Annotated in this window: 26 protein-coding genes; 14 read left to right on the top strand and 12 right to left on the bottom strand. The window is 73.9% G+C overall.

Annotation, left to right across the window (positions count from 1 at the left end; genetic code table 11):
• Window positions 1-132: 132 nt before the first annotated feature.
• Both ACIGW4_RS16770 and ACIGW4_RS16765 read right to left on the bottom strand, forming a co-directional pair.
• Window positions 133-936 carry an endonuclease I family protein gene (locus ACIGW4_RS16770; RefSeq protein WP_123458363.1) on the bottom strand — a complete coding sequence of 268 codons (804 nt, stop codon included), beginning with the start codon at window positions 934-936 and terminating at the stop codon, window positions 133-135.
• 196 nt (window positions 937-1,132) lie between these two features.
• The gene (locus ACIGW4_RS16765) at window positions 1,133-1,597 is read right to left on the bottom strand and encodes an Lrp/AsnC family transcriptional regulator (RefSeq protein WP_123458362.1); all 465 of its coding nucleotides are present in this window, start codon (window positions 1,595-1,597) and stop codon (window positions 1,133-1,135) included.
• 118 nt (window positions 1,598-1,715) lie between these two features.
• Between ACIGW4_RS16765 and ACIGW4_RS16760 the strand changes: the two genes are divergently transcribed.
• The 3 genes from ACIGW4_RS16760 (at window position 1,716) to ACIGW4_RS16750 (ending at window position 6,279) form a co-directional block, all read left to right on the top strand.
• Window positions 1,716-2,819, top strand: coding sequence for an asparaginase (locus ACIGW4_RS16760; protein ID WP_399581170.1), 1,104 nt, complete (start codon window positions 1,716-1,718; stop codon window positions 2,817-2,819).
• A gap of 268 nt (window positions 2,820-3,087) precedes the next feature.
• Window positions 3,088-4,521 (top strand): aspartate ammonia-lyase, encoded by a 1,434-nt coding sequence (locus tag ACIGW4_RS16755; protein ID WP_123458360.1) that lies wholly within the window; start codon window positions 3,088-3,090, stop codon window positions 4,519-4,521.
• Between the two features lie 108 nt (window positions 4,522-4,629).
• Entirely contained in the window at window positions 4,630-6,279 is a 1,650-nt protein-coding gene (locus ACIGW4_RS16750; protein WP_359587704.1) for a GMC oxidoreductase, read from the top strand.
• 58 nt (window positions 6,280-6,337) lie between these two features.
• On the opposite strand, the gene ACIGW4_RS16745 is transcribed toward ACIGW4_RS16750, so the two are convergent.
• The 3 genes from ACIGW4_RS16745 to ACIGW4_RS16735 all read right to left on the bottom strand — a co-directional run bounded on the left by ACIGW4_RS16745 (window position 6,338) and on the right by ACIGW4_RS16735 (window position 9,501).
• Window positions 6,338-6,826 carry a carboxymuconolactone decarboxylase family protein gene (locus tag ACIGW4_RS16745; RefSeq protein WP_391910773.1) on the bottom strand — a complete coding sequence of 163 codons (489 nt, stop codon included), beginning with the start codon at window positions 6,824-6,826 and terminating at the stop codon, window positions 6,338-6,340.
• The gene (locus tag ACIGW4_RS16740) at window positions 6,823-7,902 is read right to left on the bottom strand and encodes a dihydrodipicolinate reductase (protein WP_399581166.1); all 1,080 of its coding nucleotides are present in this window, start codon (window positions 7,900-7,902) and stop codon (window positions 6,823-6,825) included. The genes ACIGW4_RS16745 and ACIGW4_RS16740 overlap by 4 nt, the downstream gene beginning before the upstream one ends.
• A 186-nt stretch (window positions 7,903-8,088) precedes the next feature.
• On the bottom strand, window positions 8,089-9,501 hold the full coding sequence (locus ACIGW4_RS16735; protein ID WP_399581165.1) for a pyridoxal phosphate-dependent decarboxylase family protein: 1,413 nt from the start codon (window positions 9,499-9,501) through the stop codon (window positions 8,089-8,091).
• 343 nt (window positions 9,502-9,844) lie between these two features.
• Between ACIGW4_RS16735 and ACIGW4_RS16730 the strand changes: the two genes are divergently transcribed.
• Window positions 9,845-10,639: a L,D-transpeptidase family protein gene (locus tag ACIGW4_RS16730; RefSeq protein ID WP_359587700.1), complete on the top strand. Its 795-nt coding sequence runs from the start codon at window positions 9,845-9,847 to the stop codon at window positions 10,637-10,639.
• A 45-nt stretch (window positions 10,640-10,684) separates the two neighbouring features.
• Here the strand turns inward: ACIGW4_RS16730 and ACIGW4_RS16725 are convergent, their stop codons facing one another.
• Entirely contained in the window at window positions 10,685-12,067 is a 1,383-nt protein-coding gene (locus ACIGW4_RS16725) for an NAD(P)/FAD-dependent oxidoreductase (protein ID WP_123458912.1), read from the bottom strand.
• 174 nt (window positions 12,068-12,241) lie between these two features.
• On the opposite strand from ACIGW4_RS16725, the gene ACIGW4_RS16720 reads away from it, so the two are divergent.
• On the top strand, window positions 12,242-12,814 hold the full coding sequence (locus ACIGW4_RS16720) for an NADPH-dependent FMN reductase (protein ID WP_123458354.1): 573 nt from the start codon (window positions 12,242-12,244) through the stop codon (window positions 12,812-12,814).
• A gap of 6 nt (window positions 12,815-12,820) precedes the next feature.
• On the opposite strand, the gene ACIGW4_RS16715 is transcribed toward ACIGW4_RS16720, so the two are convergent.
• Together ACIGW4_RS16715 and ACIGW4_RS16710 are read right to left on the bottom strand one after the other, a co-directional pair.
• Window positions 12,821-14,017: a hypothetical protein gene (locus tag ACIGW4_RS16715; RefSeq protein WP_399581160.1), complete on the bottom strand. Its 1,197-nt coding sequence runs from the start codon at window positions 14,015-14,017 to the stop codon at window positions 12,821-12,823.
• Window positions 14,018-14,301: 284 nt separating this feature from the next.
• A complete protein-coding gene (locus ACIGW4_RS16710; RefSeq protein WP_123458352.1) occupies window positions 14,302-14,571 on the bottom strand; it encodes a hypothetical protein in 270 nt (89 codons plus the stop codon).
• A gap of 191 nt (window positions 14,572-14,762) precedes the next feature.
• Between ACIGW4_RS16710 and ACIGW4_RS16705 the strand changes: the two genes are divergently transcribed.
• The 6 genes from ACIGW4_RS16705 to ACIGW4_RS16680 all read left to right on the top strand — a co-directional run bounded on the left by ACIGW4_RS16705 (window position 14,763) and on the right by ACIGW4_RS16680 (window position 20,966).
• Window positions 14,763-15,971 (top strand): RNA ligase, encoded by a 1,209-nt coding sequence (locus tag ACIGW4_RS16705; protein WP_398709859.1) that lies wholly within the window; start codon window positions 14,763-14,765, stop codon window positions 15,969-15,971.
• Window positions 15,972-15,973: 2 nt separating this feature from the next.
• Complete coding sequence (locus ACIGW4_RS16700; protein ID WP_399581156.1) at window positions 15,974-16,891, top strand: AAA family ATPase; 918 nt, start codon at window positions 15,974-15,976, stop codon at window positions 16,889-16,891.
• Between the two features lie 65 nt (window positions 16,892-16,956).
• Window positions 16,957-17,658, top strand: coding sequence for a ribonuclease H (locus ACIGW4_RS16695; protein WP_123458349.1), 702 nt, complete (start codon window positions 16,957-16,959; stop codon window positions 17,656-17,658).
• Between the two features lie 287 nt (window positions 17,659-17,945).
• Window positions 17,946-18,629, top strand: coding sequence for a GNAT family N-acetyltransferase (locus tag ACIGW4_RS16690; RefSeq protein WP_093877685.1), 684 nt, complete (start codon window positions 17,946-17,948; stop codon window positions 18,627-18,629).
• 337 nt (window positions 18,630-18,966) lie between these two features.
• Window positions 18,967-20,046 (top strand): enoyl-CoA hydratase/isomerase family protein, encoded by a 1,080-nt coding sequence (locus ACIGW4_RS16685; protein ID WP_399581153.1) that lies wholly within the window; start codon window positions 18,967-18,969, stop codon window positions 20,044-20,046.
• Window positions 20,043-20,966 (top strand): glutaminase, encoded by a 924-nt coding sequence (locus tag ACIGW4_RS16680; protein WP_399581151.1) that lies wholly within the window; start codon window positions 20,043-20,045, stop codon window positions 20,964-20,966. The genes ACIGW4_RS16685 and ACIGW4_RS16680 overlap by 4 nt, the downstream gene beginning before the upstream one ends.
• 46 nt (window positions 20,967-21,012) lie before the next feature.
• On the opposite strand, the gene ACIGW4_RS16675 is transcribed toward ACIGW4_RS16680, so the two are convergent.
• Complete coding sequence (locus tag ACIGW4_RS16675) at window positions 21,013-21,621, bottom strand: TetR/AcrR family transcriptional regulator (protein ID WP_398709852.1); 609 nt, start codon at window positions 21,619-21,621, stop codon at window positions 21,013-21,015.
• 92 nt (window positions 21,622-21,713) lie between these two features.
• Between ACIGW4_RS16675 and ACIGW4_RS16670 the strand changes: the two genes are divergently transcribed.
• Window positions 21,714-22,130 carry a DUF4345 domain-containing protein gene (locus ACIGW4_RS16670; RefSeq protein ID WP_399581148.1) on the top strand — a complete coding sequence of 139 codons (417 nt, stop codon included), beginning with the start codon at window positions 21,714-21,716 and terminating at the stop codon, window positions 22,128-22,130.
• 15 nt (window positions 22,131-22,145) lie between these two features.
• Here ACIGW4_RS16670 and ACIGW4_RS16665 read toward each other — a convergent pair whose 3' ends face one another.
• Entirely contained in the window at window positions 22,146-22,829 is a 684-nt protein-coding gene (locus tag ACIGW4_RS16665) for a lysophospholipid acyltransferase family protein (RefSeq protein ID WP_359587692.1), read from the bottom strand.
• Between the two features lie 178 nt (window positions 22,830-23,007).
• On the opposite strand from ACIGW4_RS16665, the gene ACIGW4_RS16660 reads away from it, so the two are divergent.
• Both ACIGW4_RS16660 and secD read left to right on the top strand, forming a co-directional pair.
• Window positions 23,008-23,412 carry a hypothetical protein gene (locus ACIGW4_RS16660; RefSeq protein WP_399581144.1) on the top strand — a complete coding sequence of 135 codons (405 nt, stop codon included), beginning with the start codon at window positions 23,008-23,010 and terminating at the stop codon, window positions 23,410-23,412.
• 144 nt (window positions 23,413-23,556) lie between these two features.
• Entirely contained in the window at window positions 23,557-25,842 is a 2,286-nt protein-coding gene (gene secD / locus ACIGW4_RS16655) for a protein translocase subunit SecD (protein WP_399581142.1), read from the top strand.
• Window positions 25,843-25,910: 68 nt separating this feature from the next.
• Here secD and ACIGW4_RS16650 read toward each other — a convergent pair whose 3' ends face one another.
• Together ACIGW4_RS16650 and ACIGW4_RS16645 are read right to left on the bottom strand one after the other, a co-directional pair.
• Entirely contained in the window at window positions 25,911-26,309 is a 399-nt protein-coding gene (locus ACIGW4_RS16650; RefSeq protein WP_123458342.1) for a nuclear transport factor 2 family protein, read from the bottom strand.
• Between the two features lie 44 nt (window positions 26,310-26,353).
• Window positions 26,354-26,632 (bottom strand): hypothetical protein, encoded by a 279-nt coding sequence (locus ACIGW4_RS16645; protein WP_123458910.1) that lies wholly within the window; start codon window positions 26,630-26,632, stop codon window positions 26,354-26,356.
• Between the last annotated feature and the right edge of the window lie 112 nt (window positions 26,633-26,744).

Here is a 26,744-nt window from a genome sequence, read left to right as displayed (position 1 = left end):
CCGCGCCCAGGCGCTCGCTGTCTGACGCACGCACCACCGAAGACACCACCGCGGGGGGGGGGGGGGGGGGGGGGGGGGCGGCCCCCCCCCCCCCCCCCCCCCCCCGGCTCCGTCACCTCCGCGGCGCTCGGACTACCAGATCGCCTCGACCCACTCCGGGTGGTCGATGAACGGATTCCGGTTGTGCTGGTAGGTGTTGTAGATGACGTCGTTGCGGCGCTCCTCGAAGGCGCTCGGCGGATCCTGCTCGTTCCACTGCTTCAGGACCGAGAGGCGGCCGTGGAAGGGGACGCTGCCGTTCGTGGAGGACTCGTTGGGCTCCAGGTCGGGGAAGCCGTCACCGCCCTCGTAGCGGACGGCCATGTAGAGGATCATGCGGGCCACGTCGCCCTTGTCGGCGTCGCGCGGCTCGAAGGAGTCGGCGTCCGTGTAGCTGCCGGGCGCGCCGCCGACCGCGCTGCCGCCGTTGTCCCAGTCCTTGTTGCCGCGGGTGCTGTTGACCTGCACGTCGCAGGCGCGCAGGTGGTGCAGGTCGGTGCCGGGGCCGGCCGAGGTGCCGAAGTTCCCGTGGGACTGGGCCCAGGTGTGCTCGCGGTTCCAGTCGCCCACGGAGCCGCCGTTGAGGGACTTGCTGCGCGAGACGCCGCTGTAGAGCAGGATCACGTTGTTGGTGTTGTTCGGGTCCTGGTCGGTGACCTTCAGCGCGTTCCAGACGGCGTCGTACGAGATCTTGCTCTGGCTGCTGATGATGGTGTGCAGCGAGGACTTGAGGCTCGTGCCGGTCTTGCCGATCGCGTTCTTGTAGTACGTGGTGTCGTACGCGGTGGTCGTGGCGCTCGCGGGAGTCGCGGTGACCGTGGGGAGCGTGACGCCGACGAGGGTGGCGGCGACGGCGGTCGCCCACACCTTCCAGCTGCCGGTCCGCACAACGGACATGGGGGGCCCTTTCCCGGGGACGGCACGCGCGGGACGGCGGGCGGAGGCTCGATTCCGCCGCTGTCTACGCGTGTTGACTTCGTGTCATCGGGAGAGTGGCACACGTCAGGTACCTGTCATGTAACGGGGAGGAGGCTGTTCCATGACGTTCTCGCACAGGGAACAACCGCCCGTTCACCGGGGGTTCGCAGGAACCTCAGGCGCCCCGCACGTCCACCGGCATCCCCTTCGGCTCCTTGATCCGCTTCATGATGATCTGGGAGTTGACCTCGGTGACCCCGGCCAGCGTCGTCAGCCGCTCGATCCACAGCCGCTCGTACGCCGCGAGGTCCGCCACCGCGATCCGCAGCAGACAGCCGGGGCTCCCGAACAGCCGGTACGCCTCGATCACGTCCGGCACGTCCTGGAGCGCCTCCTCGAAGGCCTCCACCGTCTTCCGGTCCCGCTTCACCTCCACCGAGACGAGGACCTCGAAGCCGCGCCCCACCGCCTCCGGGTCGATGATCGCCCGATAGCCCTGGATCACCCCGTCCTGCTCCAGCTGGCGCACCCGCCGCAGACAGGGGGAGGGGCTGAGCCCGACCCGCTGGGCCAGCTCCTGGTTGCTCAGCCGGCCGTCGTTCTGGAGCTCGCGCAAGATGTGGAGATCAATCCGGTCCATGGCGCAATTATCCACCACGATGAAACAAACAGGGGGCTGATTTCGCAATCGTCTTGCGCGTCTCCTGTCCTATCGTTGCGGCCGCAAGACATCTGGGTACGGAGTGAGGACGGCAGGCATGAAGCGGACGAATGACGGAGGAGCACGCCGGATCGTCGTCATCAGCACCGGCGGCACGATCGCCAGCCGCTGGCAGGGCACCGGGTACGCGGCCGACGCCTCCGGCGACGACGTCCTGGCCACCGCCCCCCTGCCCGAGGGCGTCGCCGTCGAGGTCGTCGACCTGTTCAACGTGAACAGCTCCCGCATGACCTCGGCCCACCAGCTCGCCCTCCTGCGCACCGTCCACGAGACCTTCGCCGACCCCGGCGTCGACGGCATCGTCGTCACCCACGGCACCGACACCCTGGAGGAGACGGCCTTCCTCCTGGACCTCCACCACGCCGACCCCCGCCCGGTCGTCCTCACCGGCGCCCAGCGCCCCTTCGGCACCGGTGACGGCGACGGCCCCGGCAACCTCTACGACGCGCTCCAGGTCGCCGCCTCCGTCCGCGACCTCGGCGTCCTCGTCGTCTTCGACGGGCGCGTCCACGCGGCGCGCGGCACCGTGAAGACCCAGACCCTCGCCGCCGACGCCTTCTCCGACCCCTCCGCCGAGCGCCTCGGCCGCGTCGGGTTCTCCCGCGTCGACATCGAGCGGCAGCCGGAGCGCCCCGCCCCGCTGCCCCTGCCGGCCGCCGCGCGGACCGCGGCGCCCGGAGCCGCCGACGCCGCCCCGCTGCCCCGCGTCGACATCATCACGCACCACTCCGACGGCGACCCGTTCCTCCTGAACGCGGCCGTCTCCGCCGGAGCCCGGGGCATCGTCCTCGTCGCCACCGGCGCGGGCAACGCCACGCCCGAGATCGCCGCCGCCGTCGCGGAGGCGGTCGCCCGGGGCGTCCTCGTCGCCGTGACCACCCGCGTCCCCGCGGGACCGCTGGCCGAGATATACACCGGCGGCGGCGCGGTCGACCTCGTCGCCGCGGGCGCGCTCCTCACCGGCACCCTCCGGGCCGGTCAGGCGCGGATCGCCCTCCTCTCCACACTCCTCGCCGAAGGCACCACCGGCGCGGGCGGCACCGCCCTCCTGCGCCGGCTCCTCGAAGGACCGGTGCGCGCCGAGCCGGCCCTCGCCACCGGCCACTCCCGCTCCGCCTCGGCGGTCGCCGCCCGCGCCTAGGGGGTGTCTTGTCGGACCGGAGTCCGGCAGGCGCCCTCCCCACAGCCCCGGCTCGCGGACGGAGCATCCCCCCGGCCGCCCGCGAGCCGGAATCAACCTCCCCCCACCGGCGCACCGCGCCCGCCGGGCCCGTCCGGCGGCTCCGCCGTGCCCGGAAACGGCCACCGGGGCCGTACGCGCACGCGTGCACACCCGGCGCGCCCCTCCGGCGCCGCGCACCACCGCACCACTGCACCCACCCTCCTCCCCTCCCCAAGGACGGCCCCTCATGGTTCCCGCACCGGCCCCGCACGACGCCCCCGTCCGCCGCGAGCACGACCTGCTCGGCGACCGGGACGTCCCCGCCGACGCCTACTGGGGCGTCCACACGCTGCGCGCCACCGAGAACTTCGCCATCACCGGCACGCCCATCTCGGTCTACCCGCTGCTGATCGACGCGCTCGCCGCCGTCAAGGAGGCCGCCGCCCGCGCCAACGAGGAGCTCGGTCTGCTGCCCTCCGACAAGGCCGACGCCATCGCCGGGGCCTGCCGGGAGATCCGTACGGGACACCTGCACGACCAGTTCGTCGTGGACGTCGTCCAGGGCGGCGCGGGCACCTCCACCAACATGAACGCCAACGAGGTCGTCGCCAACCGGGCCCTGGAACTCCTCGGCCACGCCAAGGGCGACTACGGCCGGCTCCACCCCAACGAGGACGTCAACCTCGGCCAGTCCACCAACGACGTCTACCCCACCGCGATCCGCATCGCGGCGATCGGCGCCGCCCGCGAGCTCCTGAAGGCCATGGCGGTCCTCCAGGACGCCTTCGCCGCCAAGGCCGTGGAGTTCCGCGAGGTCGTGAAGATGGGCCGCACCCAGCTCCAGGACGCGGTGCCCATGACGCTGGGGCAGGAGTTCTCCACGTACGCCGTGATGCTGGAGGAGGACCGCGGCCGGCTCGCCGAGGCGATCGAGCTCATCCACGAGATCAACCTCGGCGCCACCGCCATCGGCACCGGCCTCAACGCCGCCCCCGGCTACGCCGAGACCGCCCGGCGCAACCTCGCCGAGCTGACCGGCCTGCCGCTCGTGACCTCCGCCAACCTCATCGAGGCCACCCAGGACTGCGGCGCCTTCGTCCAGCTCTCCGGGGTCCTCAAGCGGATCGCGGTCAAGCTCTCCAAGACCTGCAACGACCTGCGGCTGCTCTCCTCGGGGCCGCGCGCGGGCCTCGGCGAGATCAACCTGCCGCCGGTGCAGGCCGGTTCGAGCATCATGCCCGGCAAGGTCAACCCGGTGATCCCCGAGGTCGTCAACCAGGTGGCCTTCGAGGTGATCGGCAACGACATCACCATCACCATGGCGGCCGAGGCGGGACAGCTCCAGCTCAACGCCTTCGAGCCGGTGATCTTCCACGCCCTCTCGAAGAGCCTGCTCTCGCTGCGCGCCGCCTGCCTCACCCTCGCCGACCGCTGCGTCACCGGCATCACCGCCAACACCGAGGCGCTGCGGGCGGCGGTGGAGAACTCCATCGGCCTCGCCACGGCGCTCAACCCGCACCTCGGCTACACCGCCGCCACGGCCATCGCCCAGGAGGCGCTCGCCACCGGCCGGGGCGTCGTCGAACTCACCGTGGAGAAGGGCCTGCTGCCCGCGCACCGCCTCGCCGAACTCCTCACCCCCGAACGCCTCACGGGCGCCCCGGGCCCCGCCGTCCTCTGATGCGCAAGAGGGCCTCTCCGGCCTGAAGTTACCCGGCAGTTTCTCGTGACTTCCTCGGCGGGCAGTCGTAGAACGTGTTCCCATTCACTCGCGAGTGAGGAAGATCACATGAGTGAACATCCCCTGTCCGCCCAGGGAAATCACAGAGTCAGCCGACGCCGCTTTCTCGCGGGAACAGGTTCCGTTCTCGGTGCCGCCGCCCTCGCCGGCACGATCACGGCCCCCGCACGCGCCGAAGTCCCCGGCCTGAACTGCACCCCCATCCCCGACGGCTCCCAGGTGCGCGCCCTGGTCATCGGCACCGGCTACGGCGGCTCCGTCGCCGCCCTGCGGCTCGCCCGCGCCGGTGTCGACGTCCACATGATCGAGATGGGCGCGGCCTGGGACACGCCGGGACCCGACGGCAAGATCTTCGCCAACACCACCAAGCCGGACTACCGCTCCTTCTGGCTGCGCACCCGCACCAAGCAGCCGCTGAGCCAGTTCCTCGGCTTCCCCCTCGACAAGGACGTGCCCGTGCACACCGGCATCCTCGACGCCGAGGACTTCGCCGGCATCACCGTCTACCAGGGGCGCGGCGTCGGCGGCGGCTCCCTCGTCAACGGCGGCATGGCCGTCACCCCGCTCCGGGAGCGCTTCCCGGAGATCCTCCCGACCGTCGACCCGGCCGAGATGTACTCCACCTACTACCCGCGCGCCAACGCGGGCCTGGGCGTCACGTCCGTGGACGTGAACTGGTGGGAGAACGCGGACTGTTACCAGTACGCCCGGGTCGGCCGCAAGCACGCCCAGCGCTCCGGCTTCCCCTTCGTCTTCGTGCCCAACGTCTACGACTGGGACTACATGAAGCAGGAGGCGGCCGGGGCCGTCCAGAAGTCCGCCCTGGAGGGCGAGGTCATCTACGGCAACAACGCCGGCAAGAAGAGCCTCCAGAAGACCTACCTCGCCCAGGCCGCCGCCACCGGCCGCGTGAGCGTCTCCCCGCTCCACCGGGTGACCTCCGTCAGCCCGGCCGCCGCGGGCGGCTACACCGTCGTCATCGACCAGATCGACACCACCGGCGCCACCCTCGTCACCAAGACCGTCCGCGCCGACCGGGTCTTCTTCGCCGCGGGCAGCGTCGGCACCAGCAAGCTCCTCACCCGCCTCAGGGCCACCGGCGCCCTGCCCGCCCTCAGCGACCAGATCGGCAAGGGCTGGGGCGACAACGGCAACGTCATGTGCGGGCGCGCCAACCACATGTGGGACCCCACCGGCAGCCTCCAGTCCTCCATGCCCACCGCGGGCATCGACAACTGGGACGCCGGCGGCGCCTTCGCCGAGGTCGCCCCGCTGCCCACCGGCATCGAGACCTACGCCTCCTTCTACCTCTCCATCACCCGCACCCCGCGCCGCGCCGAGTTCAGCTGGAACCCGGCCACCGGCAAGGTCGACCTGAGCTGGGACCGGTCCTGGAAGCAGACGTCCATCGACATGGCCAGGTCCATCTTCGACAGGATCAACAGCAAGGAGGGGACGATCTACCGCACCGACCTCTTCGGCGCGTACAAGATCTGGGGCGACCACCTCACGTACCATCCGCTCGGCGGCGCGGTCCTCGGCCGGGCGACCGACAACTACGGCCGGCTGCACGGCTATTCCGGCCTCTACGCCATCGACGGGTCCCTGATCCCCGGCAACACCAGCGTCAACCCGTTCGTCACCATCACGGCCCTCGCCGAACGCAACATCGAGCGGATCGTCGCCGAGGACTTCTGACCGCCGGTACGGGGGAGAGGGGCCGGCCGGAACCCCGGCCGGCCCCTCTCGACGGCCCTCAGCGCGTCGGCAGCACGCACACCGTGTCGAGCCCGAGCACCCGGTTGAGCCGCCCGAACGCCAGCCACGATCCCAGGCTCATCGTCAGCTCCACGATCTCCGCCTGGCTGTACCGCGCCGTCATCCGCGCCCAGAACTCCTCGTCGAGGCCGTGGTGGTCGAGCGCGTACCGCTCCGCGTACTCGGCCGCGAGCCGCGTCCGCTCGTCGAAGGCCTCCGAGACCTCCGTCTCCCGCCACGCCGCGACGAGCTCGTCGAACCCCTCCTCGACCTTCACCCCGTCCCGGTCGGTGCGCCAGTCCAGGCAGAATCCGCAGCCGTTGATCTGCGCGATCCTCAGCCGCGCCGCCTCGAACTCGCGCAGCCCCAGGGTCGTATGGGCGTACACGGACAGCGAGAAGTTCGCCGCCGCCGTCCCGATCTCCGGGACCATGTCGCCCCACACGTACCCGATCGGCTCCTGGCCCTCGGGAATGTCGATGATCACCGTGGTCTCCTTCCCAGCTTGCCGACCGCCGGCCGCAGCGGCACGTCCAGCGCGTCGTACAGTCCCGGCTCCGCCGCCACCAGCCACTCGATCGCCCCGACGAGCCGCCCCACCGCCGTGGCGTTCCCGCCCGCCGAACGGTTCTCGCCCTCGTCGGTCGCCGCCACCGTCACCTCGATCCGGGGGCTCCCCTCGACGATCACCCGGTGCGCGCCCGCCCCGTCCGGCGGCACCGGCCAGTCCGGCGCGCACGAGGGGTGGATCCGGGTGACGTGCTCGATCACGATGCGGGGCTCCCCGCCGATGATCCCCTGCACCTCGAAGCGGACCGCGCCCTGCGTCCCCGCCTCGAAGACGCCCATCGTCCGCGTCTTCACCGTGGACTCCAGCGGGCGCCGCTCCAGCGTCTCGCGGATCTCGTCGAGCTCGGCCCCGAGCGCGCGGGCCATCAGCCGTATCTGCCCGCCCCAGATCATGGTGGGCACCGAGGGCCACAGCATGGGCGGCTCGTACTCCATCGGCCGGCCCATGCCCACCAGCTCCCGGACCGACTCCTCCTGCTCGTACGTCGAGTAGTCGAAGATCTCCTGGCAGCGGATCGAGTCCACCGTGGCGGCGAGCCCGCTCACCAGGAGCGGCAGCACGTCGTTGCCCCAGCCCGGGTCGACGCCCGACACGAACAGCGAACCGCCGCCCTCGGCCACCGCCGCGAGCACCGGGTCCCGGAACTCGGGCGGCGCGTTGCGCTGGTCGTACAACGGATACAGGGCGGGCGTCACCACCACCGCGCCCGCCGCCACGGCCCGCGCCACGTCGGCGAGCGCCCCGTCGGGCCGGGTGTCGCCGGAGGCCGCGTACACCACCGCCCCCGGCCGCCCGTCCAGTACGGCGCCGACGTCGTCGACGGCCGCCACCCCGAGATCGCGCCCGAGCCCCGCGAGCCGGCCCGCGTCACGGCCCACTTTGGCCGGGTCCGACACGAGCACGGCCGCGAGCTCGAGGCCCGGATGGGCGTCCACGGCGCGAACGGCCGCGCGCCCCACGTTCCCGGTACCCCACACCACCGTCCGAATCATGCGCGGAGGGTAGCGCCGGGCCCCGGAGGTTCCCAGACCCGCGACGCAAACTTCTGACGGGCCGTCAGGAGTGGTGTCCGTCAGGCCGACGAGCCCCCGCGCGGGAGACAGTGCCCCGCCGGGCGGCCCGACCGCCTCCGGTCCGGCCGTCTCCGGTCCGGCCCGCGGGGTCGCGGCGATCCGTGCTCACACGCCCCCCGCCGCCGAGAGCCCCTCGACCGCCCGGGCCAGCGCGTCCCGGACCCGTTCCACGTCCCCCTCCGTCGTACGCCAGTTGCTGAACGCGGCGCGCAGCGCGGGCGTGCCGTGCAGGACCGTGGGGGTCAGGAACGCCTCGCCGGAGTCGGCGACCGCCCGCGCCACGGCGGCGAGCCGCTCCGCCGTCGGACGGTCGGCGAGGGTGAAGCAGACGACGTTCAGGTGCACCGGCGCGAGGAGCCGCAGCCCGGGCACCGCCGCGATCCCCTCACCGAGGCGTCCGGCCAGCGCGACACAGCGCTCGACGATCTCGGCGTGCCCCTCGCGCCCGTACGCGGTCAGCGAGAACCAGGTGGCCAGGGCGCGCAGCCGTCGGGAGTTCTCCGGCGTCAGATGGAGGAAGTCGGGCGTCCCGGCGGGAAGGCCGAGATACGGCGACTCGTTGTGGAAGACCCGCACCTGGAGGTCCTGACGGCGGGTGAACTGGACGGCGGCGTCGTACGGCACGTTCAGCCACTTGTGCAGGTCCACGCAGATCGAGTCGGCCGCGTCGAGCCCGTCGACGAGCCCGGCACGGGCGGGCGAGAGCGCGGCGAACGCGCCGAACGCGGCGTCGACGTGCAACCAGAAGTCGTACCGCTCCTTGAGCGCGGCGATCGCCCGCAGGTCGTCGAAGTCGACCATGTTCACCGTCCCGGCGTTCGCGACCACGACGGCGGGCCGCCCGCCCAGCGACTCCAGGGCCTCGGCCAGCGCGGCCACGTCCACGGCCTCGCGCTCCCCGCCGAGCAGCGGGACCGGCCGCAGCCGGTCCCGCCCGATGCCGAGGACGGACAGCGCCTTGGCGACGCTGGAGTGCGGGCTGCCGGACAGCACGTGGACCGGGCCGAGCGCGCCCGCCCCGGCGCGGGACACCGACACGCCCAGCCGCTCGCCCAGCCACTCCCGGGCGACGGCGAGCCCCACGGTGTTGGACATCGTGGCCCCGCTGACGAACGCGCCCCCGTGCGCCTCGCCCAGCCCGAAGAGCTCCCGCAGCCAGCCCACCGTCTCGCGCTCCAGGGCGTCCACGGTCGAGCCGCCGCCACTGGAGCCGTTCTGGTCGTAGGCGCCGGTGAGCCAGTCGCCGGCCAGGGCCGCGGGGGTGGCGCCGCCGGTCACGAAGCCGAGGTAGCGCGGGCCCGCCGAGCCGGAGAACCCGGGCTCCCAGCGCCGCGCGAACCGGTCCAGCGCCCCCTGCGCGCCGACGCCCGCCGTCGGCAGCGGTTCGGGATCGGGAGCCTTCGCCGGGGAGGCGACGGGCCGCTCCCCGACCCCGGAAAGCTCATGGGCCGCGAAGTCGCGGGCGGACTGGAGGAGTTCGGGCAGCCGGGCGAGGTCCGCGGCGAGCGTGGGATGCATGGCCTCAGGGTAGGCGGGCCGTCAGGGCGCCCGCAGGGGCCAATCCGAAGGGAATGGCCTGGTGCGAGGCCTGGTGCGAGGCCCCGTCAGCAGGCCGATCGCCCTCCGTGGCACGCACCCGGCCGGACCGTCGGCGCCCGCCCGGACGCCACGGCCCTGCAGGCGCCACGGCTCTCCGGGCGCCATGACCCTGCGGGCGACACGGTCCTCCGGACGCCGGCGCGACGGGGTGCGACCGCCGCGGAAGCGGCCGTACGGGTGAGGGCACGGCCGTGGTGGCAGCGCCGCCCGTCGAACGGGTACGGATCGCTGCATTGCCCCCCGGTCAGGAGGATGCCGTCCCATGCCCGTCCGCAAGGGCGCCCCCGCGCTGCTGAGCGCCGGCACGCTGTGCGCGGCCCTGTTGCTCACCGCCTGCGCGAGCCCCGCCCCGTCCGCGCCCAACCCTTCCGCCCCGACGTCCGCGTCCACCTCGGGCGACAGCCGTCCCGCCCCGGGTCCGCCGGCCAGGGCCGCCAACGAGCTCGCCTCCGCCCCGGTCCCCGTCCCCCGGATCCCCGGCGTCGGCCCCGCCACCCAGGCCCATGTGCCCGACGGCACCACCCAGGCCTTCCTCGTCACCGGCGCCACCGCCGACTCCAACAAGGCCACCGCCACCCTCTACCGGCGCGACCCGGCCCGTGGCTGGATCGCGGCCGCCGGGCCGTGGCCCGCCCGCAACGCCCTCCAGGGCTGGACCGCCGACCACACGGCCGGCGACCTGCGCTCTCCCATCGGGGTCTTCCGGATCGGCGACGCGGGCGGGCGGCTGCCCGACCCCGGCGCCCGGCTCCCGTACGACGAGGACGAGCAGTTCGACATCAGCGGCACCGGCTTCATGGGCGAACCGCTGGAAGGGTCCTTCGACCACGTGATCGCCATCGACTACAACCGGGTGCCCGGCCGCACCCCGCTCGACAAGGAGCGCCCCCTCGGCGACGAGAAGGGCGGAGGCGTCTGGATCCACGTCGACCACGGCGGCCCCACCCAGGCCTGCGTCGCCCTGGAGCGGGAGGCGCTGCGCGAACTCCTGCGCGCCCTCGATCCGGCCGCGGAACCCGTCGTCGTCATGGGTCCGGCGTCCGAACTCGCACGGTGACGCTCCGCGCGGCGCCGGGAACGGACCACCCGGCGCCGCGCGGTGTCAGTGCCCGCCGCCCGAGCCCACCGCCCCGCGGAACGAGCCGGTGTGCTTGCGGACCTGCTCCGGCGTCAGGTACGCGTCGGTGTACTCGAAGTCCCGCAGCGTCCCCGCCTTCGAGGCCAGGAACCCGGTCCGTACGTAGTCGTCGCCCGCGACGGCGTTGAGCAGCCAGTTCGTCATCACCCGGGTCTTGGCCACATTGGTCCGCAGCGCCGCCCAGTGGTAGCCGCGGGCCACGGCCTGGGCGGGCGCCCCGTGCAGCTCCACGCCGAGCGGCTTCGACACCCCGTCCATGCCGCCCAGGTCCACCACGAGCCCCAGGTCCTTGTGGGTGTACGGGTGGGTCCGCTCGCCCCGGAGCGTCGCGACCAGGTTGTCGGCGACGGCCTTGCCCTGCCGCATCGCGTGCTGCGCGGTCGGCGGGCAGATCGCGCCGGCCTCGCCCTTGGCGAGATCGGGGACGGCCGCGGCGTCGCCCAGCGCCCACACCCCGTCGAGGCCCGGCACGTCCATCTCGGACGAGACGACGAGCCGGCCGCGGAGGGTCTCCGCGCCGAGCGTGCCGATCAGCGGACTCGCGGCCACGCCGGCCGTCCAGATCAGCGTCCGGCTCGGCAGCACCCGCCCGTCGGTGAGCGTCACCGCCTCCTCGTCCACCGAGGCCACCGACACGCCGAGCGACACCTCGATGCCGCGCTTCGTCAGGATGTCCAGGGCGGCGGCGCCCAGCTTGTCGCCCAGCTCGGGCATCAGCTTCGGTGCGATGTCCACCAGATGCCACTTGATGAGGGCGGGGTCGAGCCGGGGATACCGCTTGACCGCGTTGTGCGTGAGCAGTTGGAGACAGGCCGCCGTCTCCGTCCCCGCGTACCCGCCGCCGACCACGACGAACTGCAGCCGCGCGGCCCGCTCCCGCTCGTCGTCGCTCGCGTCCGCCAGGTCCAGCTGGGCGATGACGTGGTCGCGGATGTAGACGGCCTCCGCAAGGGTCTTCATGCCGCGCGCGTGCTCGGCGAGCCCCGGGATGTCGAAGGTGCGGGTCACGCTGCCGGGCGCGAGGACGAGGTGGTCGTACTCCTCCGTCACGAACTCGCCGGAGATCGTCCGCACCACGCAGACCTTCGCCGCCGTGTCGACGCCGACCACACCGCCCGGGACGATCCGGGTGCGGTGCCGCCGGCTGCGCCGCAGGGACAGCGCGACCGACTGCGGGGTCAGCACGCCGGCGGCCACCTGGGGAAGCAGCGGCAGGTACAGCTGGTACGAGAACGGCGAGAGGAGCGTGATCACCGCCTCCCGTTCGGCCAGGCGCCGTTCGAGCCGCCGCACGCAGCCCACCCCGGCGAAACCGGCACCCACCACGAGGATCCTCGGTCGCGTCACGCTGTCCGCCTTTCCGTATGAGTCGTGGTCCACCCTTTCTATCGTGATTGGTGACATATTGCTCATCGGGTTACGTTGCGGAAGGCCCAGGGGAAGGCCCCGTGAAGGTCCCGCGGACGCCCCCACGGAAGGCCTCCGGAAGGTCATCGCCCAGCGGAAGGCAGGACAGCGCGCATGAGCACCTACCAGGTCGGCTACTTCGTCGGCAGCCTCTCGACGAAGTCCATCAACCGGGTCCTGTCCCGGGCCCTGATCCGCGTCGCGCCCCCCGGCCTGGAGTTCCGGGAGATCCCCATCAAGGACCTCCCGCTCTACAACCACGACTTCGACGCCGACTACCCGCCCGAGGGCACGGCGCTCAAGGAGGCCATCGCGGCCGTCGACGCGGTCCTCTTCGTGACGCCGGAGTACAACCGGTCCATCCCCGGCGCCCTCAAGAACGCCATCGACTGGGCCAGCCGCCCCTGGGGCACGAACTCCTTCACCCACAAGCCGTCCGCCGTCATCGGCGCCTCGCCCGGCAAGATCGGCACGGCCGTCGCCCAGCAGAGCCTCCGGTCCGTGCTCAGCTTCTGCAACTCCCCGCAGATGAACGCCCCCGAGGCGTACATCCAGTTCACCCCGGGGCTGTTCGGCGAGGACGGCGAGGTCACCGACCCGACGACCCAGCAGTTCCTGACCGACTTCATGGCCGATTTCAAGGCCTTCGTGGAGCGCGTCCTCACCGTCCTGCCGCCCCGGCGCTGAACCGCCTCAGAGGACGGCGATCCCGAGCGGCCTAGAACCCGCCGGAAGACGGCGGGTGTCGCCCGTGTCGAGGTCGACGACGGTCAGGCCGTCCCAGTACCCGTCCCGGGTGAAGCCGCCCGTCACGTAGGCGGTGCGGCCGTCGCGCGACACGGCCACGTTCTCGTGCGGACCCTCCAGGGGGTGGACCCGCTCGGCCCCGTCGGGCGTGCGCACCGTCAGGGAGGGGCCGCGGTCCGCGTCCGGGTCGATCGGCCCGGTGCCGACGGTCAGCAGCGTTCCGTCGGCGGTCACGGTCGCGCCGTGCTGATGGGTGTTCGCGGTCATCGGCTCGATCGTGGTCCGGCCGGTTTCGGGGTCGACCACCGCGAGCCGCTCGCCCTCGAAGGGCAGCAGGAGCTTCCCGTCCGAGGGCCGCACGGCCGTGTAGTGCGGCTTCAGCCAGGAGCCGAGCCCGCCCTCCGTGCCGTACGGGGCGACCTCGATCCGGCGCGGTTCCAGCGTCCCCGCAGTGACGACCGTGACGTCGAAGGAGTCGTGGTCCGTCGCGTACACCTCGGTGCCGTCCCGCGACACGTCCACGTCGAAGGGGCGCCGGCCGACCGGGACGGTGTCCGTGACCTTCAGCGCCGCCGTGTCGACGACCTCCAGGGCGCCGTTCCCGCCGGGCACGTTGACCCCCACGTACGCCCGCCGCCCGTCCGGGGAGAGCGCGATGCCCATGCCGCCGCCCCGGTACTCGCCCGTGGTCACCGGCCCGGTGTCCGTGCGGTACGGGATCAGCGCGAGGCGTTCGCGGCTCGCCGTGTCCACGACCGCCACTCCCTCGGCGGTCGCCACCCAGGCGCGCCCGTCCTCGCCGACGGCCAGACCGTACGGCGCGGTGCCGACCTTCACGGAGCCGGTGGCGCCTCGCGCGGGGTCGACGAAGGTGACCGTGTCGGAGCCGAAGTCGGTGACGAGCAGGGTGCCCGGGGCGACCGTGCCGGCCGGACCCGGCGTCACGGTGACGGGGGAGCCGGTGGTGGACGGTCCGGCCGTGGGGGAGGCCCCGGCGGGGGTGGTACCGGCCCCGGCGGGCGTCGTACCGGCGGCGGAAGCCGCTCCTCCGGAGCCCTGGGCACAGCCCGTGAGCAGGACCGCGGCCACCGCGCCGGGCACGAGCACCCGGGCGGCGCGGGACGGACGGCGGAACTTCGGCATGACGGACTCCTCGGTGCGGCGGCCGCGCGGACGGCCCCGCCGGGGTGTCCGCGCCCTGTCCCGATCCTCCGCCCGCGCCCGCGCCCGCCGGGTCCGCCGCCCGTCCCCTCCCGGGCGGCGGGACGGCCGACCCAGGGGTCCACCGATCGGTCGACCCGCCGTCCGGGGCCTCGGGCCTCGAAGGCGTCCAAGAAGCGCGGCGCCCGCTCGGCGCACGGCACGGCCGCCTCCGGCGCGGGGGGGCGTACGCCCCGACGGCGTCCCGGGGGCAGGGGTCCGTGGGATCAGAGCATCGGCCGGTGCGGGACGACGGCGCCCGCCTGCCCGACCATGCCCCCGGGACCGCCGACGCCCATGGGGCCGCCGACACCGGGGTGCGGCGCACCGGCGTGCACGACGGCGCCCTGCTGCGGGATCCCCTGCGGAGGCATCTGGATCACCCGGCTCAGATCCCGCAGAACCTCCTCGGCGACCTGACGGACGTCACCGGGAACGTCCCCCCGCTCCCGTATGAGCTCGGCGTAGATCGGTGCCGTGCCGTCCGCGTGGTTCATGGGGCTCGCTTCCTTCGTCTGGGCCGGTTCCGTCACCGACGGGCAGACGGCGAGTCTACGGGGCACCACCGACACGCCCGGGATCGGGAGCCCGCTCGGCACCCCCGCGCGCTCGTCCCACCGCGAAATTCGATGTCGTGTCCGACCGTCCCGCCCTCAGAATGGATCACCGAACACACGGGAGGGACCCCATGAGCCAGGCGACCCTGACTCTGCACGACCTGATGCCGTCCGACGAACTCGCCGACGCCCTCGCGAGCGGGCACGTCACGCGCAAGCACCACCCCGAGCTGCCGCTGTCGATCTACACGTACACGCGCGCGTGCCAGTACGCCCAGCACTGGAACCGGGCCACCACACGCTGCCGCGGACTCGTCGCCGACGACGTCACCGGGCGGATCGTCGCGCTGCCCCTCCCCAAGTTCTTCAACCTCTCCGAGCACACCGGCGACCGCCCCTACGCGCCCCCGCTGCCCGACGAACCCTTCGAGGTGTACGACAAGGTCGACGGCAGCCTCGCCGTCGTCTTCCACTACGCCGACCGCTGGCACGTCGCCTCCAAGGGCTCCTTCACCAGCGGCCAGGCCACCTGGGCCCAGCGCCGCCTCGACGCCGCCGACACCACGGGCCTGACCCCCGGCGTCACCTACCTCGCCGAGATGCTCTACCCGGGCAACCGCATCGTCGTGAACTACGGCGAGCGCCGCGACCTCGTGCTGCTCGCCGCCTTCCGCACGGACGGCACCGAACTGCCCCTCGCCGAGGCCGCCGAGGGCTGGCGCCCCCTCGGCTCCGTCGTCCGCACCTGGCCCGCCATGGGCGTCGACGAGCTCGTCGCCCTGACCGAGTCCAACACCCTCCCCGGCGGCACCCCGGCCACCGGCACCGACGCCGAGGGCTTCGTCCTGCGCTTCGCCTCGGGCCTGCGCGCCAAGGCCAAGCTCAGCGAGTACGTGCGCCTGCACAAGGTGCTCACCGGCGTCACCGAGCGGGACATCTGGCGCGGCCACGGCATCCAGCGCTTCTCCGGCCTCCCCGCCGGCGAGGTCGCCAAGGGCCTCGGCTGCGCCGTCACCGACGTCGAGGCCTCCGGGGGCAAGCCCCTCGACGCCCTCCTCGAACAGGTCCCGGACGAGTTCGACGCCTGGGTGCGCGAGGTGATCGTGAAGCTGGAGACGGCCGCGGCGGACCGCGAGCGGGCCGTCGACGAGGCGTACGCCCGCCTCGCCCACCTCGCCGACGACCGGGCCGCCTTCGCCCGCGCGGCCGGGGACCTCGGCGACCGGGCCCTGCGCGCCCTCCTCTTCCTTCGCCTCGACGGGCGCCCCACCGACCTCCTCGTCTGGCGCGGGCTGCGCCCCGAGGCCACCGACCCCTTCGCCCACGACGAGGAGAACTGACCGTGCCTGTCGTCCATCTCATGACCGGCCTCCCGGCCTCCGGGAAGACGACGGCCGCCCGCGCCCTCCAGGCCGAGGCCGAGGGGCGGATGCGCCGCGTCAACCTCGACGACCTCCGCGCCATGCTCGACGTCCCCTCGCCGGAGCGCGGCCGGTCCCACAAGCACGAGCAGACCGTGCTCGGCATCCAGGACGCGGCGGTCCGCGCCGCCGTCGACGACGGCTTCGACGTCGTCGTCGACAACACGCACCTGACCCCGCACGTCCCCAAGCGGCTCAAGGCTGCCGTCGGCGGCCTGGCCACCTTCGCCGTCCACGACTTCACCGGCGTGCCCGTCGACGAGTGCGTCCGCCGCGACGCCGCCCGCGAGCGGCCCGTCGGCGAGGAGATCATCCGCATCCTCGCCGACAAGCACGCCAAGGCCACCCGGGGCGGCTGGCGCCTCACCGCGAACTGGCTCAACGACCGCCCCACCGTCGGAGAGCCGTACGTCCCCGACCCGGCGCTCCCCACCGCCGTCATGTGCGACATCGACGGCACCCTCGCGCTGCGCGTCGACCGCGGCCCGTACGACTTCAGCCGCTGCGACCGCGACCTGATCAACCCCTCGGTCCGCGACGCCCTGCGTGCCTTCCGGCACTCCGAGCGGGACCGGATCGTCCTCCTCTCCGGGCGCAGCGAGGACCACCGCGCCCTCACCGAGAGCTGGCTCGCCCGGCACGAGGTGCCGTACGACGAGCTGTGGATGCGCGCCTCCGGCGACGGCCGCGGCGACGACCTCGTGAAGGCGGAGCTCTTCGACGCCCACGTGCGCCACCGGTACGCGGTCCGGGTCTCCCTGGACGACCGCGACCGCGTCGTCGCCCTCTGGCGCCGGATGGGCCTCCCCACCTGGCAGGTCAACTACGGCGCCTTCTGACCGGTCCGACCGGACGCCGACGGGGGTGGGACCGCCCACCCCCGTCGGCGTGTCAGGATCGTGGGATGGTGGAGAAGATCATCGCGGCGTGCGACGGCGCGTCGAAGGGAAATCCCGGCCCCGCGGCCTGGGCATGGGTCATCGGACGCGCCGACGGGGCGATCGACCGCTGGGAGGCGGGCCCCCTCGGCCGGGCGACCAACAACGTGGCCGAACTCACGGCCCTGGAGCGCCTCCTGGAGGCCCTGGACCCCGCGCTGCCCGCCGAGGTCCGCATGGACTCGCAGTACGCCATGAAGGCCGTCACGACCTGGCTCCCCGGCTGGCGCCGCAAGGGCTGGAAGACCGCCGCCGGCACCCCGGTCGCCAACAAGGACCTGGTCGTACGGATCGACGAGCTGCTCACGGGCCGGGACGTCGACTTCGTGTACGTCCCCGCCCACCAGGTCGACGGCGACCCCCTCAACGACGCCGCCGACCGCGCGGCCAGCCACTCCGCCCGCACCCAGGAGCCCCTCGCCTCCGCCGACGGAGCCGAACTGCCCGCGGCCGACCCTGCCGCGCGCACCTCCACGCCCCGGGCGCGCTCCTCTGCGCCCCGTAAGGGCTCCGCGGGCTCCGGCGGGGGTTCCGCCCGTGGGACTCGCCCGTCCGGGCGCACCCTCAACGCGAAATTCCCGGGCCGCTGCCGCTGTGGTCGTGCCTACGACAAGGGCGAGAGCATCGCCAAGAACTCCGACGGCTGGGGCCATCCCACCTGCGTCTGAACCGACGGGCCGTCCGACTGGCGGGCGGCCCCGTCCGGCCCGTGAGACCGCTCGGGCCGCCCGCGCGACAGCCTTCACCCTCGCGTGGACGCCGGTTCTCCCTGGGTTCTGTTCTCGGAGCGGTTGTGGCTGCATACTGATCCTCCTCGCATCCGGTGGCGAACCGTTTTACCTGCTCATTTGTCGTTCTCACGACACCTTCGGCACCGGACGAGAACCCCCTCCTGCTGCCGCCGCGGACTCCCCGCGGCGGGAGTCGTCCCTGCCCGTGAAAGACCCGAGGTTCCGTGCCAGTACCTGTTCTCCTGACCGGGCGCTCCGTGCGCCTGGAGCCGCTGGCGATGCGGCACGCCGAAGCCCTCGCCCGGGCCGGCGGGGCGGACCGATCGGCCTACGCCTTCACCCCCGTACCCGATGGCCTCGAATCGGCCCTCGACTACATCGCCCGCGCCCTCGCCGATCAGGCGGCAGGCCGTTGCCTGCCCTTCGCCCTGGTCAGTACGGCCGACGAGAGAGTCATCGGCTCGACCCGCTTCCTCGAACTCGACTACTGGCGGGGCCCGCTGGTGTGGCCGCCCGTGCCCGGCATGCCCCACGGCGATCCGCTGACCGCCGTCCCGGACGCCGCCGAGATCGGCAACACCTGGATCGCCGGCGACGCCCGGGGCACCGGGATCAACACCGAGGCCAAGTACCTCATGCTCCGGCACGCCTTCGAGGCCTGGGGCGTGCGCCGCATCACCATGCGCGCCGACGCCCGCAACACCCGCTCCAGGATCGCCATCGAACGGCTCGGGGCGACCTGCGAGGGCATCCGCCGCGCCCACTCCCGCGGGCTCGACGGCGCCGTCCGCGACACGGCCTTCTACTCGATCCTCGACGAGGAGTGGCCCACCGTCCGGGACATCATCGAACTGCGCCTCTCCACCCCCCGGCAGGTGCGCGTCCCCCAGGACCTGCTGCCCGCCTGAGGCCCGCGGGCCCCCGCCGCCCCGGCCCCTCCCGACGGACCCCCGCCGGGCGGGGCCGGGGCGGCGCGCGATCGGGCTCCCCGGCCCGGTCCCCCCGCCCCTGATCCGGCACTCGCGTCCGCGGCCCGCCGGTGGTTCCATGGAGGTGACGGGAAGGACTCGGCGTGAGGACGCGGGGTAGCGGCCCTCACCGGACCGCGCACCGTGCAATCAGGATCCGCGAGAAGCGGATGAGTCCTTCCCGCCCCTTCGCTCCACCCCGTCCCAGGGGGTGCGGCACGCCCCGGTACGGTGGCCGGGACAACGAAGTCGTGCCACCCGAAGGGACCGAGTGACCGTGCCGACCGGAACCCCCGACGTGCTCCTCCGGACGGAGGGCCGGGCCGGATTCATCACCCTGAACCGGCCCCGCGCCATCAACGCGCTCACCCACGCCATGGTCCTCGCCGTCGACGGCGCGCTCACCGACTGGGAGCACGACCCGGCCGTCACCACCGTCGTCGTCGAGGGCGCCGGGGAGCGGGGCCTCTGCGCCGGCGGCGACATCCGCGCCATCCACGACGACGCCCGCGCCGGCGGCTCCACCTCCGCGGCCTTCTGGCGCGACGAGTACCGGCTCAACGCCCGCGTCGCCCGCTACCCGAAGCCCTACGTCGCCCTCATGGACGGCATCGTGATGGGCGGCGGCGTGGGGATCTCCGCGCACGGCTCCGTCCGCGTCGTCACCGAACGCTCCCGGGTCGCCATGCCCGAGACCGGCATCGGCTTCGTCCCCGACGTCGGCGGCACCTACCTGCTCGGCCGCGCCCCCGGCGAACTCGGCACCCATCTCGCCCTCACCGGCAGCCACGTCGGCGCCGCCGACACGATCCTCACGGGCCTCGCCGACGCCTGCGTGCCCTCCTCCGAACTCCCCGCCCTGGCCCGCGACCTGACGGAGCTGCCGGCCGGGGAGGCACTCGCCCGCCACGCCGTCGCGCCGCCCGCCGGCGTCCTCGACGGACAGCGGGAGTGGATCGACGCCTGCTACACCGCCCCGACCGTCGAGGAGATCGTCGAGCGCCTCTTCGACACCGGCGTGCCCGCCGCCAAGGAGACGGCCGAGACCCTCCTCGGGCGCTCCCCGGCCGCCCTCAAGGCGACCCTGGCCACCCTCCGCCGCTCCCGCGCCCTCGCCACCCTCGAAGAGGTCCTCGACCTGGAGTACCGCGTCTCCCGCGCGGCCCTCACCACCCCCGACCTCGTCGAGGGCATCCGTGCCCAGGTCGTCGACAAGGACCGCGACCCCCGCTGGACCCCGGCCACCCTCGCCGAGGTCACGGAGGCCGACGTCGCCCGCTACTTCGCCGCGCCGGACGACGGCGACCTCGGCCTGGCCGCCGCGTCCGCCGGCCAGGGGGCGCGAGGCGGCGCGTGACCACGAACACCTCCTTCCAGCCCGTCCTCGACCGCATCGCCGAGGAGATCGCGGAGCTCGCCGACCGGGGCGCCCCGGCCGACTACATCCCGGCCCTCGCGGCCGGCGACCCGCGCGACTTCGGCATGGCCGTGGCGGAACTCGACGGCACGGTCTACGGGGTGGGGGACTGGCGCCGCCCCTTCTCCACGCAGTCCGTCACCAAGGTCTTCACCCTCGCGCTCGCCCTCGCCGGGGAGGGCGAGGCGCTCTGGACCCACGTCGGCCGGGAACCCTCCGGCGACCCGTTCAACTCCCTCGTCCAGCTGGAGTACGAACACGGCATCCCGCGCAACCCGTTCATCAACGCCGGCGCCCTCGTCGTCACCGACCGGCTGCACCGCCTGACCGGCGACGCCTCCGGGAACCTGCTCGCCTTCCTGCGCGCCGAGAGCGGCAACCCCGACCTCGCCTTCGACGCCGGCGTCGCCGCCTCCGAGGCCGCCCACGGCGACCGGAACGCGGCCCTCGCCCACTTCATGGCCTCCTACGGCAACATCACGGGCCCCGTCCCCGAGCTGCTGCGCGAGTACTTCCGCCAGTGCTCCCTGGAGGCCTCCTGCGCCGACCTGGCCCTCGCCACCGGCTTCCTGGCCCGGCACGGACTCCGCGCGGACGGCAGCCGTCTGCTGACCCGCAGCCAGGCCAAGCAGGTCAACGCCGTCATGCTCACCTGCGGCACCTACGACGCGGCCGGCGACTTCGCCTACCGCGTGGGACTCCCCGGCAAGAGCGGCGTCGGCGGAGCCGTCGTCGCCGTCGTCCCGGGCCGCTGCACCCTGTGCGTCTGGAGCCCGGGTCTGGACAGCCGGGGCAACTCGGTGGCGGGAGTGGCCGCGCTCGACCGCTTCACGACCATCACGGGCCTGTCGGTCTTCTGACGGGAGCCCGCCTCCCCGGCGGTCGGCGCGGCCGGTTCCTCGACGGTCAGCGGGGCCAGTCGGGGGCCGGGTCCTCGTCGAGGAGGGGCCGGAGGGCGCCCACGACCGCGCCGACGCACACGTCGCGCAGCTCGACGCGCGTACAGGTCTCGTGGGTCAGCCAGTCCACGCACAGCACCTGCACGAAGACCAGCCAGCTCTTCAGGACGCCCGACACGGCCGCCCGCGTCCGGTCGTCGGCGAGCGGCAGCACACCGAGCAGGCGCTCGCGCAGGGCGTCCAGTTCGTCGGTGATGATCGTCTGGACGAGGAGGTCGCCGGCGAGGACGCGGTTCGCCGCGAGGACCGTGTTGCGGTTCGCCGCGAAGTACTCGATGTGCGCGTCCAGGCCCTGCGTCAGCTGTTCGACCAGGGTGTCGGCGGGGTCGAGCCGCGTCTTCGCGAGCAGCTGCGCGGAGACCTCCCGGTAGAGCGCGGCGAAGAGGTCCCGCTTGTTGGGGAAGTGCTGGTAGAGCAGCGCCCGGGAGACCCCGGCCCGCTCGGCGACCTCCTCCATTCGCACCTCGTCGTACGGCAGCGCGGCGAAGAGGCGTGCGGCGACGTCCAGGAGCTGGGCGCGGCGTTCGGCGGGGCTGAGGCGTCTGCGGGGCGGCACCCCGCCATGGTACTTGACATGTGTCCAGTAAGCGGCCGTACGCTGACGGGCACCGCTACTAGATGTGTGTCTACTGGATGGGGGCCCTGCACATGACCAGAGCCAAGGCGCTTCGGGGACTCGCCCGGACCATGGGGTACGCCTGCGTGGCGATCGGCCTCTTCCACGTCCTGCTCGGCAACGCCGCGATTCCGGGCGCCACGTCCGCGGGGCCCACGGTCGACAGCCTCGGCCGGTTCCTCGGAGCGATCTTCGCCGGATACGGCCTCGCCTGGCTCTGGGCGGCACGACGGTCGCCCGTCCCCGCCGCGGCCGTGCGGGGCCTCACCGCCGTCTTCCTGCTGGGAGCCCTCGGACGGCTGCTCTCCCTCGCCGTCGAAGGGCGGCCGCACTGGTTCCAGCTGGCGCTCGCCGCCCTCGAACTCGCCCTCTCCCCGCTGCTGTTCCGGCTGGCGGACGCGGACGAACGGGCCGCGGACGAACGGGCCGCGGGCGAGGCCGCCGTCTGACGGGGAGGCGGAGGCTCAGTCCCGGCGCCGGGGCCCGCCGCCGAGCGCCGCGGGCTCGCCCAGGGCCCCGGCCGCCGTCCGCCAGGCCTCGGTCACGGCCCCGTGCGCGAGCTCCGTCGCGGCGGCCACGTCGTCGGGCAGCCGCAGCGGCGCGCCGATGTGGACGTGCAGACACGGCCTGCGGACCGGCGCGGTCAGCACCCCGGCGAGCTGCTTCGCCCGCCCGCCGGAGGTGATCCGCCGGGCCCCGGCCTGACCGATCGGCACGACCGGCGCCCCCGTCGCCCGCGCGAGCCGCGCGAGACCGGTGCGGAACGCCTCCGGCGGGTTCTCGGCGGCGTCCCGGCGCGGCGGGATGCGCCCCTCCGCGTACAGCATCACGTGCCGCCCAGAGGCGAGCGCGACCGCCGCGTGGTCCAGGGCCGCCGCGGCGTGCGCCGAGCCGCGGTGCACGGGGACGTGCCCCTCGCGGGTCAGTGCCCGGCCGAGGACCGGGATCCGCCAGAGCCCCGAGGTGGCGAGCAGGACGGGCTCGACGGCCAGCCGTCCGCGGAGCGCTGCGAGCACGAGCGCCGGGTCGGCGAGCGACGTGTGGTTCACGACGAGGATGCTGCCCGGCTCGACACGGGCCCCGGGGTCCGAGGTGACGGTCAGTCGCCCGAAGAACGGGACGACGCGGGCGGCGAGACGACTGAGCACGGGAAGCCCCCTGGCTCCGAGGCGGAACGGTGACGGAACCATCGTCCGGGGGCGCCGCGGCCCGGACATGAGCGCTCGTACTCAACCACCGGGCGCGCCCCCGTACTCAACCGCACTCCGCACTCCGTCTAGGCTGAGGCCTGACAGGGGATCACGGGCGACGGGGAGGGGCGGCACGATGAGCGGTCCCGTACGCCGACTCGCGGCCCTCGTGCCCGCGGTGCTCTGCGTGCTCTGGTCCTTGCTGCTGACCCCGGCGCCTGACGCACCGACGCCCGGCGCGCCGGCGCGTGACGCCCGGGCGGCGGCCGCGTCCGCGCGGGACCTCCCGGCGAGCACCGCTCACCGAGCGGACCCGGGGGAGCCGCGCTTCGCGCCCGCCGCCGTCGTGGGGCGACCGGCCGCCGTCGAGAACCCCGTACGGATCCCCGTACCGCCCGTCGCCCCGGCCGTCGCGTCGGCCGACCCCTCCGTACCCGCGCGCGGTCTCCTCGAAGGCGAGCCGCGCCGCGAGCGGGCGCCGCCCGGCGGTCCCCGCGGCCCGCGCGAGCCGCGCGGTCCACCCTCCACCCGGCACGGCTGACGTCACCCCGCGTCGCCGTCCGGGCCCTCGACGTGCCCGCGGACGGCCCTCGACGCGCATCCGACCGCACGTCCCCGCACGGACCACGGGCGCCCTTCATCGAGGCGGCGCCCGCCGAGCCGTGCGCCCGCCCGTGGAGACCCCATGTCCTCTCGTGCCTCGCTCCGGCGCGCGCTCCTCGCGCTCGCCGTCGTCGCGCTCTCCCTCTGGATCACCCTCACCACCCCGCCCCGCCTCGGACTCGACCTGCGCGGCGGCACCCGCATCGTCCTGCAGACCGAGGACGGACCCACCACCCGCGCCGACGCCGCCGCCACCGACCGCGCCCTGGAGGTGCTCCGCAAGCGCGTGGACGGCCTCGGCGTCGCGGAGCCGTCCCTCGTCCGCTCCGGCGAACGGCGCATCGTCGTCGAACTGCCGGGCCTGCGCGACCCGCGCCGGGCGGCCGAGACCATCGGCCGTACCGCGCAGCTCACCTTCCACGCCGTCACCGGAGCGGCCCGGGGGCCGGCCGGACCGGCCGCCGCCGACGGGACGCGCGTCCTGGCCGACCCCGACACCCCCGGCGGCTTCCTCGCCCTCGCCGCGCCCGCCCTCACCGGCGACGGCGTCAAGAGCGCCGAGGCCGTCCTCGACACCGCGACCGGCCGGGGCTGGACCGTCGACCTCGCCTTCCGTGACCACGCGGCCGACGGCTGGGCACGGCTGACCGGCGCCGCCGCCTGCGCCGCCCCGGCGGACCCGGCGCGCCGGGTCGCGATCGTCCTCGACGACCGGATCGTCTCCGCGCCCGGCATGCAGGCCGGCGTGGACTGCGGGGCGGGCATCGGCGGCGGCTCCGCGCAGATCACCGGCGGCTTCTCCGCGCGAGAGGCCCGCGACCTCGCGGCGCTCGTCCAGGGCGGCGCGCTGCCCGTGCCGGTGACCACGGTCGAGCAGAGCACCGTGGGCCCGACGCTCGGCGCCGAGGCGATCCGGGCCAGTGCCCTGGCCGCCGCCATCGGCCTGGCCTGCACGGGGCTCTTCGTGATCGTCGTCTACCGGCTCCTCGGAGTCCTCGCCACGATCGCCCTGCTGCTGTACGGGCTGGTCTCGTACGCCGCCGTCGTCGCCCTGGGCGCCACCCTCACCCTGCCCGGCCTCGCCGGCTTCGTCCTCGCCGTCGGCATCGCCGTCGACGCGAACGTCCTGGTCTTCGAACGGGCCAGGGAGGAGTACGCGTCGCTCGGCCGGGCCGCCGGGCGGGATCTGCGGCGGCCGGTCGCGACGGCGTTCGACCGGGTGTGGAGCGCGGTCGCGGACTCGCACGTCACCACCCTGCTCGCGGCCGGCCTGCTGTTCGCCCTCGCCACGGGACCCGTCAAGGGCTTCGGCGTGACGCTCGCGATCGGCGTCCTCGCCTCCCTGGTCACCGCCATGGTGATCACCCGGCTCCTCGCCGACCTGACGCTGGGCCTGCCCGCCGTCCGCAGGCGGCCGGCGGTGACCGGGATGGCCGCGCTCGGCAGGCTGCGGACCCGGCTGACCCGCCGGGTGCCCCGTCTGATGGCGAACCGGCGCCGCTGGCTGACCGGATGCGCCGGACTGCTGCTCGTGGCCCTCGCCGGAATCGGCGTGCGGGGCGTGGAGTTCGGCGTCGAGTTCACCGGCGGCCGGGTCGTCCGGTACACCGCCGAGCGGCCGGTGGACGCGGACGCGGCCCGTACGGCCGTCGTGGGCACCGGTTTCCCCGACGCCGCCGTGCAGACCACCGGCGACGGCGACGTCTCGGTGCGCGTCCGGGAGACCGGGGACGGCGAACAGCGGGAGATCCGGGAGGCGCTCACCCGGGTCGCGGGCCCGGTGGAGGTGGAGCGGGACGACCTGATCGGCCCGAGCCTGGGCGGAGAGCTGCGCACCCACGCCCTCCTCGCGCTCGGCCTCGCCGTGGCGGCGCAACTGGCCTATCTGAGCCTGCGGTTCCGCTGGACGTACGCGACGGCGGCCGTGGCGGCGATGACCCAGGACGTGGTGCTCGTGGTCGGCCTGTTCGCGTGGCTGGGCAAGCCGGTGGACAGCGTCTTCCTGGCCGCGCTGCTCACCGTCGTCGGCTACTCGGTCAACGACTCCGTCGTCGTCCTCGACCGGCTGCGGGAGCTGCGCCGCCGGGGCGGGGGAGTGGGGCTCGCGGACCTCGCCGACCGTGCGGTGGCCCAGACCCTGCCCCGTACGGTCAACACGGGAATGGGGGCGCTCTTCGTCCTGGTGGCGCTCGCGGTGCTGGGCGGGGACTCGCTCACCGACTTCTCCGTCGCGCTGCTCGCGGGCGTCGTCCTCGGCATGGCGTCCACGGTGTTCACGGCGATGCCGCTGGCCGTCGCCCTGGAGACCCGCCACCCGGCGCCGGCCGCCCCCGCGCCGCGCCGGAGCGGCGCGGGGGCGGTGGTCTGACGGAGACGGCCCGTCGCCCCTCTCCGTACGATCCGTACGAGGGGGCGACGGGCCGCGCCGACCGGTCGTCAGGAGTGGTCGAACCAGGAGAGGGCCGCGATCCGCCAGCCGTCCGGCGTCCGGACGAACTGGAGCGTCTTGGTGCCCTCGCCCTCGTAGGGCTTCCCGTCGAAGACCCCGGACTTGCGGTAGGTGCCGAACCGGGAGGCGATGTCGCCCTCGATCCGCGTCTCCTCGGAGGTCTCCCACTCGGAGAACCCGACGAGCCGTCCGTCGGAGAGCAGCCGCTCGCGCGGTGCGATGAACTCCTCCACGGAGTACGCGGTGAACGTGGGGGCGGTGCAGACGATGACCCCCTGGGGCAGCACGAGCCGCCGGATCCGGTCCACGTCGGCGGCCTTGCCATCCCGGTTGTCGAAGGCGCCGTAGAACTCGGCGGTCACCCGGTCAATTTCGGTCTTGGACATGACACGACCCTACGCCTCGCCGGACGGCCCCCCGGCGGCTCCGGTCACGGCGTCCAGTAGTTGTGGACCTGGTGGATCTCGGGCTGGGGGCCCTGGGGGAGGCCCATCTCCTCGGCCAGCGGCATCACGAGGCCCATGAACTTCTGCATGTCCTGCTCCGACTCCCACAGGTCGTGGATCACCAGGCCCGAGCCGGTCGACACACAGGCGTGGGACAGACAGCCCTGGAAGGTGTTGCCGGGCAGCGCCTGCAGCTTGCCGTTCAGGGCGTCGTACTGGTCGGTCGTCACGCCCGGCAGCTCGCTCTTCACCAGAATCGCCATCGAGATCTCCTTCACGGATCGGCCCTCCGCACCGCCGCCGTGACGGTGCGTGTCGGGATCAGGACGCACCGTACCCGCGAGGGCGGCGGCAGGGGTGCGACCCGCCCCTGCG

The sequence above is a fragment of the Streptomyces sp. NPDC053513 genome, from assembly GCF_044544765.1.
Lineage (GTDB): Bacteria > Actinomycetota > Actinomycetes > Streptomycetales > Streptomycetaceae > Streptomyces > Streptomyces litmocidini.
The sequence above is the reverse complement of the archived record's forward strand: the minus strand, read 5'-3'. Positions and strand labels throughout refer to the sequence as shown.

Coding starts and splice junctions, on each gene's coding strand:
- ACIGW4_RS16720 (WP_123458354.1), top strand. CDS start 12,242: ATGAGCACCTACCAGGTCGGCTACTTCGTCGGCAGCCTCTCGACGAAG.
- ACIGW4_RS16770 (WP_123458363.1), bottom strand. CDS start 936: ATGTCCGTTGTGCGGACCGGCAGCTGGAAGGTGTGGGCGACCGCCGTC.
- ACIGW4_RS16650 (WP_123458342.1), bottom strand. CDS start 26,309: ATGTCCAAGACCGAAATTGACCGGGTGACCGCCGAGTTCTACGGCGCC.
- ACIGW4_RS16750 (WP_359587704.1), top strand. CDS start 4,630: ATGAGTGAACATCCCCTGTCCGCCCAGGGAAATCACAGAGTCAGCCGA.
- ACIGW4_RS16715 (WP_399581160.1), bottom strand. CDS start 14,017: ATGCCGAAGTTCCGCCGTCCGTCCCGCGCCGCCCGGGTGCTCGTGCCC.
- ACIGW4_RS16660 (WP_399581144.1), top strand. CDS start 23,008: ATGAGCGGTCCCGTACGCCGACTCGCGGCCCTCGTGCCCGCGGTGCTC.
- ACIGW4_RS16760 (WP_399581170.1), top strand. CDS start 1,716: ATGAAGCGGACGAATGACGGAGGAGCACGCCGGATCGTCGTCATCAGC.
- ACIGW4_RS16755 (WP_123458360.1), top strand. CDS start 3,088: ATGGTTCCCGCACCGGCCCCGCACGACGCCCCCGTCCGCCGCGAGCAC.
- ACIGW4_RS16710 (WP_123458352.1), bottom strand. CDS start 14,571: ATGAACCACGCGGACGGCACGGCACCGATCTACGCCGAGCTCATACGG.
- ACIGW4_RS16765 (WP_123458362.1), bottom strand. CDS start 1,597: ATGGACCGGATTGATCTCCACATCTTGCGCGAGCTCCAGAACGACGGC.
- ACIGW4_RS16695 (WP_123458349.1), top strand. CDS start 16,957: ATGGTGGAGAAGATCATCGCGGCGTGCGACGGCGCGTCGAAGGGAAAT.
- ACIGW4_RS16740 (WP_399581166.1), bottom strand. CDS start 7,902: ATGATTCGGACGGTGGTGTGGGGTACCGGGAACGTGGGGCGCGCGGCC.
- secD (WP_399581142.1), top strand. CDS start 23,557: ATGTCCTCTCGTGCCTCGCTCCGGCGCGCGCTCCTCGCGCTCGCCGTC.
- ACIGW4_RS16670 (WP_399581148.1), top strand. CDS start 21,714: ATGACCAGAGCCAAGGCGCTTCGGGGACTCGCCCGGACCATGGGGTAC.
- ACIGW4_RS16705 (WP_398709859.1), top strand. CDS start 14,763: ATGAGCCAGGCGACCCTGACTCTGCACGACCTGATGCCGTCCGACGAA.
- ACIGW4_RS16735 (WP_399581165.1), bottom strand. CDS start 9,501: ATGCATCCCACGCTCGCCGCGGACCTCGCCCGGCTGCCCGAACTCCTC.
- ACIGW4_RS16730 (WP_359587700.1), top strand. CDS start 9,845: ATGCCCGTCCGCAAGGGCGCCCCCGCGCTGCTGAGCGCCGGCACGCTG.
- ACIGW4_RS16645 (WP_123458910.1), bottom strand. CDS start 26,632: ATGGCGATTCTGGTGAAGAGCGAGCTGCCGGGCGTGACGACCGACCAG.